This is a genomic window from Nocardia sp. NPDC047038 (genome assembly GCF_040644075.1).
Classification (GTDB): Bacteria; Actinomycetota; Actinomycetes; order Mycobacteriales; family Mycobacteriaceae; genus Nocardia; species Nocardia sichangensis.
In genome coordinates this window covers 132,545-146,297 of record NZ_JBEYVQ010000001.1, presented here as the reverse complement: position 1 = coordinate 146,297, position 13,753 = coordinate 132,545, and the positions used below count along the sequence as shown (strand labels likewise).

The window sequence follows — 13,753 nt, the reverse complement described above, 5'->3', positions numbered from 1 at the left end:
CAGAGGTTCCGACGAAAGGAAGGCGAAATCATGGCGCTGATCACGAGCGTCCCGCCGGGCGTTGCGGCCGACGAGCGACTCGTCGGCGCCCATCGCGCACCGGCACGCCGGTCCCGGGCGGATCGCGTGTTCTTCGGGCCCGCGACCCAACCGCGATGGGCGCGCCCGGCGTTGTTCGCGCTGCTCGCCGCGACCGCGGTGCTGTATCTGTGGAATCTGACGATATCCGGTTGGGCGAACGAGTATTACGCCGCCGCGGCGCAGGCGGGCACGCAGAGCTGGAAGGCACTGCTGTTCGGCGCGCACGACGCGGGCAACGCGATCACGGTGGACAAGCCGCCCGCGGCGCTGTGGGTGATGGGGCTGTCGGGGCGGCTGTTCGGATTCGGCTCGTGGTCGCTGCTGGCGCCGCAAGCGTTGATGGGCGTCGGCTCGGTGGCCCTGCTGTACGCCGCGGTGCGGCGGTGGAGCGGGCCCGGCGCGGGCCTGCTGGCGGGTGCGGCGCTGGCGGCGACTCCCGTCGCCGCGTTGATGTTCCGCTTCGACAACCCGGACGCGCTGCTGACCCTGCTGTTGATCGCGGCGGCCTACTGCACGGTGCGGGCGATCGACTCGCACGACCCGCGCTGGCGTTCGGCGAGCACCGGCTGGCTCACGCTGGCCGGTGTCGCCATCGGTTTCGCGTTCCTGACCAAGATGATGCAGGCGTTCCTGGTCCTGCCCGCCCTGGGTTCGGTATTCCTGGTCGTGGGCGCGGGCGGATTCTGGTCCCGCATCGGCAAATTGGTCACCGCGTGCGCGGCCATGGTGGTCGCGGGCGGCTGGTACGTGCTGCTGGTGGAGCTGTGGCCCGCGGATTCGCGCCCGTACATCGGCGGGTCGACCGACAACAGCCTGTGGGAGCTGGCGCTCGGCTACAACGGCATGGGCCGGTTGCTCGGCGGCAGCGGCAATCCGAGTGGAGGGGGCTCCGGCGGCCCCGGCGGTGGCGGGGGCATGGGCGGCGCGTTCGGCGGCGACACCGGACCGGCCCGGCTGTTCAGCGGCAGCATGGCGACCGAAGTGTCGTGGCTGCTTCCGGTCGCGCTGATCGGCTTGGTCGCCGGGCTCTGGCTGAGTGGCCGCGCGCCACGCACCGATCGGCTGCGGGCGGGGATGATCCTCTGGGGCGGTTGGTCGCTCGGTACCGGCCTGGTCTTCAGCTACATGAGCGGCATCATCCACCCGTATTACACGGTGGCCCTGGCGCCGGGCGTCGCCGGTGTCGCGGCGATCGCGGTGACGCAACTATGGCGACGGCGCGGGCACGTGGCGGCCAGGATCACCTCGGCACTGCTGTCGGCGGTCACCGGCGCCTGGGCCTTCGTGTTGCTGAACCGCACGCCGGACTGGCTGCCGTGGCTGCGCTGGACGGTAGTGGCCGCGACGGCGATCGCCGCGGTGGCGCTGCTGGTCGGCGCGCACCGGTCGCGCCGGATCGCCGTCGCGATCGCGGCGACGGCGTTGCTCGCCGGATTCGCCGGGTCGACGGCCTACGCGGTCGAAACGGTCACCCACGCGCACAGCGGCGGCATCCCTACCTCCGGGCCCGCGCAGGCGGGTTCCATGGGCGGGCCCGGTGCGGGCGGAGCCGGTGGTCCGGGCACGGGAGCGGACGACGGCCGCGCCGAGGCCGCCGACGGAGCGTCCGGTGCCGGCCGCGCGGCTCCCCCCGGCACAAGCAGGCCGACCGGAGACGCGGCTCCCACCGGCAGCGAACTGCCCACCGGAGACATGGCGGCCGACGGCGGCATGCCGACCGGTGACGGGGCTCCCACGGGCGGCGCTCCCGGCGGCGGTGGACCGGGCGGCAGCGCCGACAACGCCGAGCTGAACGCCCTGCTGAAGAACACCGACAGCCGGTGGTCGGCGGCGAGCATCGGCTCCGGCACCGCGTCGAGCCTGGAATTGCGCACCGGCACGTCGGTGATCGCGATCGGCGGCTTCAGCGGCGGCGACGACGCGCCGACGTTGGCTCGGTTCCAGCAGTACGTGGCCGATGGCGAGGTGCACTGGTTCATCGCGCAGGGGCAGGGCATGCGGCCCGGCTCCGGGGGCGAGAAGTCGGCCGCGGACGAGATCGCCGAATGGGTGAAGGCGCACTACACCGCGAAGACGGTCGGCAACGTCACGGTCTACGACCTGACCGCACCCACCAGCTGACGATTCCGATCCGCGCCGACGGAGTATCGCCGCGTCCCACGGCGCGGCGATACTCCGTTCGCGTGTCCGCGCCCGCGCGGCTCCCAGGAAATACCCAGCTTGCTCGCAGGTCGCTCCGTGCCTGCGGCGTAACCATGGGATCATGACCGGCACCGAACCCGAAGCCCGCGTCCTCATCGTGGACGACGAACCGATGATCATCGAACTGCTCGCCGTGAGCCTGCGGTTCCAGGGCTTCGAGGTGGCCACCGCGCTCAGCGGAACCGAGGCGCTGGACCGCGTGCGCACCTTCCGGCCGGACGCGCTCGTCGTCGACGTGATGATGCCGGGCATGGACGGTTTCGGGATGCTGCGGCGACTGCGCGCCGACGGGGTCGACGCCCCCGTGCTCTTCCTGACCGCGCGCGACGACGTCGACGACAAGCTCACCGGCCTCACCCTGGGCGCGGACGACTACGTGACCAAGCCGTTCAGCCTGGAGGAGGTCATCGCCAGGCTCCGAGTCATCTTGCGCCGCAGCGGAATACAGTCTCTCCAGGAGAACGCCAGCCGGATGGCGGTCGGCGACCTGGTGCTCGACGACGACAGCCACGAGGTGTGGAAAGCGGGCGCGCCGGTGTCGCTGTCGCCGACCGAGTTCACCCTGCTGCGGTACTTCATGGTCAACGCGGGCAAGGTGCTGAGCAAGCCGAGGATCCTCGACCACGTCTGGCGCTACGACTTCGGCGGCGACGCGGGCGTGGTCGAGTCGTATGTGTCGTACCTGCGGCGCAAGATCGACACCACCGAACCGAAGCTGCTGCGCACGCTGCGTGGCGTGGGATACGTGCTGCGCGAACCGCAGGTGAGCCGCACGTGAGCGTACGGGAGCAGCTCGCGCGGCGGGTATCGGCGGTCCCGCTGCGGATAGGGCTGGTGATCGTGCTGCTGCTGTTGACGGCGGCGGCGTTGTTCGCGTCGGGCGCGGCGGTGACCTCGGCGCTGAGCCGATCGCTCACCCAGCGCACCGACGAGCAGCTCTACGACGCGGCACGGCAGTGGGCGGAGCCGCGTCCGATGCGCCAAGTGACCACCAGCGACGGTCGCGTGCAATGGATTCCGGCCGACCTCCCGGCCCTGCCGGTGCAGCCGAGGTCGGCGGGCGAGCAGCCGCGCCGGTTCTTCGAACTGCGTACCGGCGCCGACGGGCAGGTGTATCAGGACCTACCGGGCGCCAACAGCGCCGCGGGCAGCCCGGATCTCAGCGGCGCGAAAGCCCACACGCCGCAGACGGTGGGTTCCGCGGACGGTTCCTCGGTGCGCTGGCGTGTACTGACCACCACCAACCAGTACGGCTCGACCACCATCGGCCTGCCGCTCACCGACAACCAGGAGACGGTCTCACGGCTGATCTTCTTCGAGATCGGCACGGGGGCGGCGGCACTGCTGGCCCTTGGCGCCGTCGGCTACCTGGTCATCCGGCGCAGCCTGCGGCCCTTGCGCGAGGTGGAGCAGACCGCGGCGGCGATCGCAGGCGGCGACCTGCACCGGCGGGTCCCGGTGCGCGGCGTCGACACCGAGGTCGACCATCTGGCGCGGTCGTTGAACGAGATGCTCGCGCAGATCCAGCACGGCGTGGCCGCCACCGAGGCCTCGGAGGAAGCGGCCCGCCGCTCGGAGACGCGGATGCGCCGCTTCGTCGCGGACGCCAGCCACGAACTGCGCACGCCGCTGACCACGATCCGCGGTTTCGCCGAGCTGTACCGTCAGGGCGCCAGCAGCGACGCGGGGATGGTGGTCGGCCGGATCGAGGCCGAGGCCGAGCGGATGGGTCTGCTGGTCGAAGATCTGCTGTTGCTGGCGCGACTGGATGAGAAACGCCCGCTGGAGCGCAAACCCGTCGATCTGCTCGCCCTCGCCGGCGACGCCGTGCACAACGCCAGGGCCATCGCCGCCCGCCAGAAGCCCTCGCCCGACGCGCCGGATCGCCCGATCACACTGGCACTCGGCGACGGCGAGGGAACCATGGACGTCATCGGCGACGAGGCCCGCCTACGCCAGGTACTGGGCAACCTGCTCGGCAACGCCCTGACCCACACCCCGCGGGAAACGCCGATCACGGTGCGGCTCACGGCCGCCCCCGATCGTGTCCGGGTCGACGTGATCGACGCGGGCCCCGGCCTCTCTCCCGAGGCCGCCGCCCGGGTGTTCGAACGCTTCTACCGCGCGGACGCCTCACGCACTCGCACCAGCGGCGGCACCGGCCTTGGTCTGTCCATCGTCCAAGCCCTGGTGACGGCCCATGGCGGACGCGTGTCGGTCGACAGCGAACCGGGACGCGGTGCGACCTTCACCGTGGTGATGCCGCGGGAACCCGCCGAAACGCGCTCCACAGGTGAGCGGATGCCACCGCAGTAGGCCGCCGCGAAAGAGGCTTCCGCGCCGAACCTCACCGCTCACCTGACGCACCCCTCGAATACCGGTCGGCTTCCCGTTGACGCGCGGGCAACCAGCGGCCGTGCTCTATCGGCATCGACGCCCCGGCTGGGAGCGCCCGGGTTCGGCGCGGTCCCGGCGACGCTCGTCCGGATCGAGTCGGCACAGCCCGCGCATCACGACCGGCGCCGAAATGAATGCTGCTTGCGTCGAGAAATCTCGTCGGCGCAATCGCGCAAGCAACGCGGTGGGTCGCGCACCCGAGGGCACACCGTCAGCGGGACGCGGGCCGGAAGATGTCGTCGAGCGGAGTTCCCGAGGTGGAGGTAGCGCCTTCTTCGGCGAACCACTCCCAGCGCATCACCCTGGCGAGCACCGGCGTCGGCATGCGAAGTAGCACCTTCGCGATGGCCGCGAAGCGGCTGGAGCCCTCGATGATCGACCGGTGGGCGGCCAGAGCCCTCTTGCGGCGGGCGGCTTGGGCGGAGACGTCGATCCGGTGGGTGATCGCCGAACGCGGACTGTAGAACGAGTCGAGCACCGATAAGTCGTAGTGGAAAGGAAGTCCCAGCCGCGTCAGCGCACGCACGAGCCGTGCGTAACCATCGCGGGGCAGGGTGGCGTCCAGAACGCGCGCCACTCCGGCGAATTCGGCCGCGCGTTTGCCCACTTCGTGCACGCGGATGTGGTCGCGGTGGCCGTACCCTCCGTTGCGGTCGTAGCTGAGCAGGATCTCCGCGTTCTCTTCGCGCAGGATCGCGGCCAGCCGACGCGCCGCGTCCTCGGGGTCCGCGCGGGCGAATCGCATCCGGTCCGGCGGGTCGGCGTACAGCACCGGGCCGTGCCCGCTGTCGGCGTAGCCGAGGTGCGCTACGCGGTGCACGCCGAGGGCGGCGGCGCTCGCCTCCAACTCACCGAGCCGCAGCGCCTTGCGGCCGTCGAGATCGGCCATATGGCCGTCGGTGGCCACCACGATGACGGTCCGGTGCCCGGCGGCGGACAGTCCGGCCAGCGTCCCGCCGGTCAGTAGCGTCTCGTCGTCGGGGTGCGCGTGGAATGCCACAACGGTCGCCATCGCACCAGTGTGCCAAAGACATTCACAGCAGATCCCTGGCCAGCCTGGTCGCGCCGACGAGCATGTACCCGCCGGTCAGGGCGACCAGCGCGACCGCGGTCGGCCGGGGGACGTCGCCGCGCAGGACGCGCACCCCGCCGTGTGTCGTGTCGAGGATGTCCACCAGCAACGCCAGGCGCTGCCAGCGCGGCAGCTCCTCGGCGGGCGCGGTGAGATACCCGAGGCCGAGCGCGATCGCCCGCGCGCCGAAGATCCGGGTCATGTAGTCGAGTTCGGGCGTGGGCCGCACGCCGAGCGCCGTGGTCAGCGTCCGCGGGGCCACGAGCGCGGCCGAGCCCAGCGCGACCCGCCCGAGCGCCAAGCCGCGCAGCGCACCGGCCAGTGCGGAGCGGTTTCGCCGCCTGCTGTTCGTCACCATGCTCCGAGCCTCGCCCACAATGCCGATCAGGTCGATTACCAGCGAGGTAATCGACCTGATCGGCGGCGTGTCTAAGGACTCAGGGCAGCGGGACCCACTGGTTGAAGAACCAGAATCCGTGCGGGCTCGGCTGCGGGTCCTGGTGGTGCTGCTCGGGAACCGGGCCGCGGCCGTGGTCACGATCGTCGTGGCCCGGATCCGCGCTCGCGACGCCCGCGCCGACGCCGACCGCCGCCAGAGCGATGCCTCCGACGGCCGCGGCCTTCGCCACCTTGGACTTCAACGCCTTCATACTCGTTCTCCTTGGTATCGGCCCGTGGGGCCATCGGCCGGACTTCGACCGCGAGAACGATCCTCGGCCCGGGATCTCGAGGGAGCCCGATACTGCGCTGGGAAATAGCTGGCAGCCGGATCGATATCTCCAGCGAATTCACAGCTTCGACAGCGTTCCCCGGCCGGGCTCGGACGCGATGATGGTTCGGAACCCGGACCCGGCCGTCGGCGCCCTCGTCACGGCCTACTCTGAGATCTTCCGCCAGCCACCCCAAGGAGAGGACATCCGTGAAGCTTCTCGTCACCGGCGGCGCCGGCTACATCGGCGGCGTCGTCGCGCATCAACTCGTCGACGCGGGCCATGAAGTGGTGATTCTCGACGACCTGTCCACCGGCTTCCCGGCGAACCTTCCCCCGCGCGCGACGTTCCACGAGCTGTCGGTCCACCGCGTCGCCGATGTGCTCACCCCGGCGGCGGGCTTCGACGGCGTGCTGCACTTCGCCGCCAAGATCGAGGTCGCCGAATCGGTCGCGAATCCGGAGAAGTACTGGTGGAACAACATCGAAGGCTCGCTCGCCCTGTTGCGCGCCGTTCGCGCCGCGGGCACCCCGCGCCTGATCTTCTCCAGCACCGGGTCGATGTACACCGGCGACGGCAGCACACCCTTCGACGAAAGCGCCGAGGTGCGTCCGGCCAACCCGTACGCGGCGACCAAGGCGACGGTGGACCTGATGATCGCGGGCGAGTGCGGCGCGAGCGAACTCGGCGCGGCGTCGCTGCGCTACTTCAACGCCTCCGGCGCCGTCGTCACCGGTGACACGCACCTGGGCGAGCGGCACGAGCCGGAGTCGCACCTGATCCCGATCCTGCTGCAAGCCGCTGCGGGACAACGTGATTCGTTCACCCTCTACGGCACCGACTACCCGACGCCGGACGGCACCTGCATCCGCGACTATGTGCATGTGGCCGATCTGGCCGCCGCGCACCTGCTGGCGCTGGAGGCCATCCGTCCCGGCGAATACGAGGTGTACAACCTCGGCAACGGCAGCGGGTACTCCAACCGGCAGGTGCTCGACACGGTGCGCGAAGTCACCGGACGCGACTTCCCGGTCCACTACGGCCCGCGCAGGCCGGGTGACCCGGCCGTCTGCGTGGCCGCGAGCGGCAAAGCGGGGACCCGGCTCGGCTGGAAGCCACAGCGCCCCGACCTCGCCGACATCGTCTCCGACGCATGGGAGTTCCACCGGTCGGTGCACGGCGACTGATCGACCGGGAGAACGATCCAGCGAATCTCCGTGATTCCCGGGCAACCTTCGTCGGCGGGCCCGGGAAACACGAGTCGCTCAGAGGATGAGCAGGATCAGCGCCTTCTGCAAGGTGTCCACGATGCGGCCGATGGTGATCGCGATTTCGACGGTGCCCATGACAGGCCCCTTTCCTCGGACATGGCAAATCCTCGACACATCAATTCAAACGCGCGCGAACGGGATTCGCCAAGCTCGCGCGGGAACCCAGGTGGTCGAGGCGGCTTGATCCGCGTGTCCTCGCTCTTCGAATCATCTGTGTCGCGGCACCGGTCGCGACCGCGGGGCGGAACGTCGCCGCGCGCCAAACCTTTCGATCGACCGTCAGGAGCACCTGTGACATCGTCGCAACCGTTGGCCCGGAGACACTCGCACGACTGTTCTCGGCGGGCGGCGGATACGGTCGGGCGGGCCGCGGCGATGCTCGACATGCTCCCCGTCGTTCCCGACGCGGTACACGCTCGGCTCTCGGCACTCGCCGAGGACATCGCGTGCGAGCCGAACTGCGATCTCACCCGCGCTTTGCGCGATGTCGTGGTCCACCTCGCGGCGACAGCCGAGCTCGCCCACCGGCACCGCGTGACGGCGCTCGCGGACGAACTCGCCGAGATCATCGGCATCGTCGAGGAATGCGGCCGGAACACGGCCCGATCGTTCGCGGCACCGTGGGATCCGGTCGCGGCGGCGCGCTATCGCGCCGAGATCCTGCGGCTCGCGGGCGACGCCGACGACGCGTTCCGCCGCTTGTTCGCACGGTGGTACTTCGACATCGACGATCTGGCGGCGATCGCCGGGATGCGGGATGTCGGCGACGAACTGGAGAACGTGATCAGAGCCTTCGAGTCGGTCGCCGACGCCGTGCTCGTCGCGCAGCCGCCGAACGAGCTGTCCGGGTGACTCGGCCCCACTACATCCCGACGACGTCGATGATCGGCGCCGGATAGTCCGCCGGATCGACGTTTTCCCGCCACGGTCGGTGAATGCGCGCACCGGGTAGTTGCGCCAGCTCCGGAATCCAGCGCCGGACGTACGCGCCGTCCGGGTCGTAGCGCTGCGCCTGGCGCAGCGGATTGAGCACCCGGTTGGGCCTGGTGTCGGTCCCCGTACCCGCGACCCATTGCCAATTGAGCTGGTTGTTCGCCAGATCGCCGTCCACCAGCCAGCGCAGGAAGTGCTCCGCTCCGACCCGCCAGTCGACCAGCAGCGACTTGGTCAGGAAGCTGGCCGTGATCAGGCGTGCCCGGTTGTGCATCCAGCCTTCCGCGCGCAACTGCCGCATGCCCGCGTCCACGACCGGGTGCCCCGTGCGCCCGTCCCGCCAGGCGTCGACCGCCTGCTGGTCGTCGCGCCAGCGGATCGAGCGGGGACGGTAGTTCGACCAGGCCGCGGACGGGCGGGCGGCCAGCAACTGGTGGTAGAAGTCGCGCCAAGCCAGCTGCCTGGCGAACGCGTGGCCGCCCTCGGTCGACATGTCGACCCGGTGCGCCAGTTCCACCGGCGACAAGCAGCCGAAATGGAGGTAGGGCGACAGCCGTGAGGTGGCGTCGGCGGCGAGGTCGTCGTTGTCGCGCGCGTAGTGTTCCACCGGCCCGGACAACCAGTCGCGCAGGATCTTCCGGCCCGTCGTCTCACCGCCCACCGTGAGCTGCGGCGACGTCGGGCCCGCGCACAGCTCGGCCGCGTCCGGCAGCGGCAGGCCGGACACTCGCGGCACCGTGAGGTTGCGCGGCTTGTTCAGCGGCTTGCGCTGTGGCGCGTCGGACCAGCGCCGGAAATACGGGGTGAAGACCGCGAAGTGGTCGCGACCGGTGGCGGGCAACAGCGTCTCCGGATCGGCGGCGGTGACGGTGGCGGGATGTGTGTGCAGCAGGCAGTCGCGGCGGGAGAGAAGCTCGCGCAGCGCGCGTTCCCGCCGGCGGCTGTAGCCGCTGACGTCGGCGGCGACGTGCACGCTCGCGGCGCGCACCTGCGCCGCCACGCGATCGACCTCCGCGGCCACGTCACCGCGGCGCACGACCAGGCCGCCGCCGATGGCGCGCAGTTCGTCGTCCAACTCGGCGAGGGCGGCGGCGAGGAACCTGGCTCGGTTGGGCGCGGCGAAGCGGCCGGAGAGGATGGCGTCGTCGAGCACGAACAGCGGCACCACCTCGGCGCCCTCCCGGTGCGCGGCGGTCAGCACCGGATTGTCTCGCACCCGCAGGTCGCGGGTGAACAAAGCGATCGTGGCGGTCACCGCGCACGCTCCCGACATGCGGCGCGAATGGTCATTCTCGAGCCTCCTTCGGACGGTGCGGTTCGTGCTCGGCGCCCATGAGGGCCGCGCCGGGACGGCATCGGGCGGCTCAGCCATACCGCGCGACGCGACCCTCGCGAGCGCCGAACACGCCGGATCACCCCGCGCAGAGCGGTACGATGCGCGACTCACCGCCTGTCGTCGGTGAGGTCAGATACAGGCAGGTGTTCTGGCCCGCAGCGGTGATCGCCGCGCGGACCTGCTGCCACGCATCGGCCTCCAGCGACGCCGCGCGAGCCAGGACGAATCCGGACGCCCGGCTCGGGTCGGTGACCACCGCCCACGAATAGTCCGGGCCGAGCGCGGTGACGATGTAGTTGGTCGGCCCGTCCAAGGCGTCTTGGGTCGGCACGCTGGGGAAGCTGACGTGCAGTTGCGCCCCGGTCTCCCGATCGTTCACCACCGCGGTGCCGTTGATCTCGTTCTGTGTGTTCGCCCACGTGGTGCAGGTGTTGCGCACCGCGATATTGCCCTGCGGATCGAGCGCGTAGTTCGCTTGCGTGTCCCGCGCGCAGGCGAGGTTGAAGTACTGCGGGATGGCGGCGAGTTGACGCCACGTGCCCAGATATCGCTCCAGTTCGAGGCGCGGCACCGGCGCGGGCCCGGCGACCTGGCCGGGCTCCCCCGAGGCGCCGCCCGCCGCCAGCGCCGTGACGGACAGGGCCGACACCGCCGCGACGAGCAGGCGGGTGGACGTACGCAGCAGATTGCGACGGTGCACGCTAACTCCTCGGAAATCGGCGACGCGGTCAACACTAGCATAGAACGATGCATAATTGATGCAACCAGCTCTTCCCGGAGGACCGATGACACCGCGGACAGCGCCCCGGCTCACGGCGACAGCCCGTCGGCTCACGCGCGACCGCCCGGCCCGAGCTCGAGGATGACGTGGCGCCGCCGCGCGGACCCCTCGACCGGCCGGGTGGAACGAATCCCGTCGGCGGCGGGCAGAATAGTGCGATGCCCGCCGGTCCCGTCCCCGTGTCCGACGCGGCCGGATACACGGTGCGCGCGGTCGCCGAACGCCTCGGTATCCCGACCGCGACGCTGCGCAGCTGGAACCGCCGCTACGACATCGGCCCGCCGCAGCACCGCCCTGGCAAGCACCGCCTGTACACCGAGGCCGACATCGCCATGCTCGAGCGGATGCTGACCCTGATCCGCGGGGGCGCCAGCCCGGCGGGCGCGGCCGCCGCGGTGCGCGGGCCAGCGCCCACCCTCGGGCGCCGCGAATCGTTGCTGGAGGCGGCCTTCGCGTTGGACACCACCGCGGTCTCCGATCGAATCGAAGCGCATGTCCGCGCGTTCGGCGTGGTGGACACCTGGGATCTGCTGTGCCGACCGGCTTTCGCCGACATCGTCGACCGTCAGCTCAGCGGTGAGGGCTGCATCGATGTGGAGCACTTGCTGTCCTGGTGCGTGATCTCGGTGCTGCACCGGACGAACCCGCCGTCCGCGCCCGTCGGCACGACGCCGGTGGTACTCGCCTGCACCAGCGGGGAAACGCATTCGCTTCCGCTGGAGGTGCTGCGCGCGGCCCTCGCCGAACGCGGCGTGGGGGCGCGGATGCTCGGCGCCGACGTGCCCGCCGCCGCGCTCGCCGACACCTTGGCCCGGTTCGAAGACCCCGCCGCCGTGCTACTGTGGTCGCAGCAGGAGTCCACCGCGCTGACCTCCGCGGTGCGCGCGTGCCTCGGCGCGGGGGCCAGAGTCCTGGTCGGCGGCCCCGGCTGGGAGGCGGTCTTCCTCCCCGACGGCGTGGAACGTGTCGACAGCCTGCTCGACGCCGCCGACCTGCTCGCCTGAGGCGTCGAGATACGCCGGAACGGAACACTCGCCGCGGATCGTTCTCCGGCGCAGATCATGTGGGATCCGATCGACGACTGAAGGCACCGATTCTGCTCCCAATATCGATGCAAAATTGATGCGTGGCCGAGAGGCGTATCGCTGTCGCAGCGCCACAGTAGGAATACGGGCGATGATCGAGCACACGCCACCGCCGCCCCAGCTCTCGCCGCCCGTCGGCAGCGATGCGCCGTAACACGATTCAGCCCTCGCCTCGCGACGCCTCGCGTCGACTGCGGCCACCGACCGGACGCGCACTCGCCCATGAACGACATCCCGCCGGATCCAGAACCGCCTCAGGCGTCTCCCTCGATGTCGCCGAGGTCAGTCCGCGGGCCTGCCGAGCAGGTGCCGCAGTGCCGGTTCCAGCGCCGGGGCACGGAACGGGTGACCGGCTTCGGTCAGTCGCGCGGGCACGACACGCTGACTGGCCGAAGCCACTTCCCGGTTGCCTTCGCGCCCCAGTAGCAGCGCCGGACCGAACCCCGGCACCGGAAACAATGCGGGCCGATGCAACACACCCGCGAGGACCTTGGTGTACTCCGCGTTCCGAACAGGCTGCGGTGCAACAGCATTGACCGCACCCGACAACCCGGTATCCCAGAGCGCCCGATGGTAGACGTCGATCAGGTCATCGATCCCGATCCACGACAGCCACTGTCGACCGTCACCGATGCGCCCGCCGAGCCCGGCCGTGAACAACGGGCGCAACAGCCGCAGCGTGCCGCCGCGCGAGGACTGCACGATTCCGGTGCGCACGCGCACCACCCGCACCCCCGCCTCCGCGGCGTGCGCCGTCGCGGCCTCCCATCCTTCGACCACGTCGGCGAGAAAGCCCGCACCGCGCGCCGACTGCTCGGTCAGCGCCTCGTCGCCCCGGTCGGCGCCGTAGTAGCCGATCGCGGAAGCGCTCACGAACACCGGCACCGCCGCCCGGGCCGCCATTTCGGCGAGTGCGCGGGTCGGTCCGATCCGGCTGTCGGCGATGGCTCGCTTGTGTCCCTCGGTGAACCGGCCCGCGATGGAAGCGCCGGCCAGATGCACCACCGCGTCCACGCCGTCGAGCAGATCCGGCGCGGGATCCGCGGTGACCCACTGTCTTTCGTCCGCGGCGCGTGGTGGATGCCGGACCAGCCGCACCACGCGATGCCCGCCGGCGGACAGGAACGCGGCCAGTGCCGAACCGACCGTGCCGGATGCTCCGGTCACCGCGACGGTCTTCGACACGAACCCCGCCTCCGCCGCCCGCGCGTGGGCCGCGAGATCGTCGGCGAGCTGCCGGTGACGGTAGGCGAACATGGGGCGCAGCACCGCGGCGGGCACCGGCGCGTCCACCCGGTCCACCACCCGGGTGCGCGTCTCGTCGACGACCTCGAAATCGTGGGTGTGCCGCCACGGCAGCAGCCCGGCGGGCAGCGACCCGATTCCGTCGACGGTCACCGCGTCGACGAATCGGCGCGGCGGGTCGTACTCACGAGGATCGTGCCGGGCCACCCAGCGCAGGCCGCCGGGCAGTCCGAGCACCGCCCGCCCGTCGCAGAGCGAGTCCGATTCGGCGCGGGGCGACACCGGCTGCCAGGGCGGCGCCAGGCGGGTCATGGCGCCGGGGCGCGCGTGCCAGGCGAAAACCTCGGACCGGGGTAGATCGATGACGCTCGCGTACTCGATACCCATGACCCGACTGTAGCCCGAAATCGCCCAAACGCAGCGTTTCCGCATCGTTTCAGCCAAACTTCCCGAAAAACCGCAGGAAACTACCCGCGACAAATTGGTCCGATGCAATCCATCTGGCTCGATAGATTCGCGAGCGGCGCAGCCCCCCGGTGGATCAGTCCATCGAGTTCCCTTGTCGTGCGGAGACGACCAGCGCGGACACACCGGAACGCGACGCCAAAACTAGAACTTGTTCTACCATATGTCGAGTCCG

The 13,753-nt window shown here is 70.7% G+C and carries 12 protein-coding genes; 6 read left to right on the top strand and 6 right to left on the bottom strand.

The window, feature by feature from the left end:
* The first annotated feature begins 30 nt into the window (after positions 1 to 30).
* The 3 genes from ABZ824_RS00705 (at position 31) to ABZ824_RS00695 (ending at position 4,599) form a co-directional block, all read left to right on the top strand.
* Positions 31 to 2,202, top strand: a complete 2,172-nt coding sequence (locus ABZ824_RS00705; RefSeq protein WP_356960849.1) for a glycosyltransferase family 39 protein — start codon at positions 31 to 33, stop codon at positions 2,200 to 2,202.
* A 142-nt stretch (positions 2,203 to 2,344) separates the two neighbouring features.
* Positions 2,345 to 3,061, top strand: a complete 717-nt coding sequence (locus ABZ824_RS00700; protein ID WP_356960847.1) for a response regulator transcription factor — start codon at positions 2,345 to 2,347, stop codon at positions 3,059 to 3,061.
* On the top strand, positions 3,058 to 4,599 hold the full coding sequence (locus ABZ824_RS00695; RefSeq protein ID WP_356960845.1) for a HAMP domain-containing sensor histidine kinase: 1,542 nt from the start codon (positions 3,058 to 3,060) through the stop codon (positions 4,597 to 4,599). Before ABZ824_RS00700 ends, ABZ824_RS00695 begins: the two co-directional genes overlap by 4 nt.
* A gap of 292 nt (positions 4,600 to 4,891) precedes the next feature.
* Here the strand turns inward: ABZ824_RS00695 and ABZ824_RS00690 are convergent, their stop codons facing one another.
* The 3 genes from ABZ824_RS00690 to ABZ824_RS00680 form a co-directional block, all read right to left on the bottom strand.
* Positions 4,892 to 5,692 carry a PIG-L family deacetylase gene (locus ABZ824_RS00690; protein WP_356960844.1) on the bottom strand — a complete coding sequence of 267 codons (801 nt, stop codon included), beginning with the start codon at positions 5,690 to 5,692 and terminating at the stop codon, positions 4,892 to 4,894.
* A 22-nt stretch (positions 5,693 to 5,714) separates the two neighbouring features.
* On the bottom strand, positions 5,715 to 6,110 hold the full coding sequence (locus ABZ824_RS00685; RefSeq protein ID WP_356960842.1) for a hypothetical protein: 396 nt from the start codon (positions 6,108 to 6,110) through the stop codon (positions 5,715 to 5,717).
* Positions 6,111 to 6,189: 79 nt separating this feature from the next.
* Positions 6,190 to 6,402, bottom strand: coding sequence for a hypothetical protein (locus ABZ824_RS00680; RefSeq protein WP_355079860.1), 213 nt, complete (start codon positions 6,400 to 6,402; stop codon positions 6,190 to 6,192).
* 269 nt (positions 6,403 to 6,671) lie between these two features.
* On the opposite strand from ABZ824_RS00680, the gene galE reads away from it, so the two are divergent.
* The gene (galE, locus tag ABZ824_RS00675) at positions 6,672 to 7,649 is read left to right on the top strand and encodes a UDP-glucose 4-epimerase GalE (RefSeq protein ID WP_356960841.1); all 978 of its coding nucleotides are present in this window, start codon (positions 6,672 to 6,674) and stop codon (positions 7,647 to 7,649) included.
* A 375-nt stretch (positions 7,650 to 8,024) separates the two neighbouring features.
* Complete coding sequence (locus tag ABZ824_RS00670; RefSeq protein ID WP_356960840.1) at positions 8,025 to 8,585, top strand: hypothetical protein; 561 nt, start codon at positions 8,025 to 8,027, stop codon at positions 8,583 to 8,585.
* A gap of 10 nt (positions 8,586 to 8,595) precedes the next feature.
* Here ABZ824_RS00670 and ABZ824_RS00665 read toward each other — a convergent pair whose 3' ends face one another.
* Entirely contained in the window at positions 8,596 to 9,921 is a 1,326-nt protein-coding gene (locus ABZ824_RS00665) for a deoxyribodipyrimidine photo-lyase (protein ID WP_356960839.1), read from the bottom strand.
* 157 nt (positions 9,922 to 10,078) lie between these two features.
* Positions 10,079 to 10,702, bottom strand: coding sequence for a lipocalin family protein (locus ABZ824_RS00660; RefSeq protein WP_356960837.1), 624 nt, complete (start codon positions 10,700 to 10,702; stop codon positions 10,079 to 10,081).
* Between the two features lie 239 nt (positions 10,703 to 10,941).
* Between ABZ824_RS00660 and ABZ824_RS00655 the strand changes: the two genes are divergently transcribed.
* Positions 10,942 to 11,787: a MerR family transcriptional regulator gene (locus ABZ824_RS00655; protein WP_356960836.1), complete on the top strand. Its 846-nt coding sequence runs from the start codon at positions 10,942 to 10,944 to the stop codon at positions 11,785 to 11,787.
* A 363-nt stretch (positions 11,788 to 12,150) separates the two neighbouring features.
* Here the strand turns inward: ABZ824_RS00655 and ABZ824_RS00650 are convergent, their stop codons facing one another.
* A complete protein-coding gene (locus ABZ824_RS00650; RefSeq protein ID WP_356960834.1) occupies positions 12,151 to 13,500 on the bottom strand; it encodes a TIGR01777 family oxidoreductase in 1,350 nt (449 codons plus the stop codon).
* Positions 13,501 to 13,753: the final 253 nt, after the last annotated feature.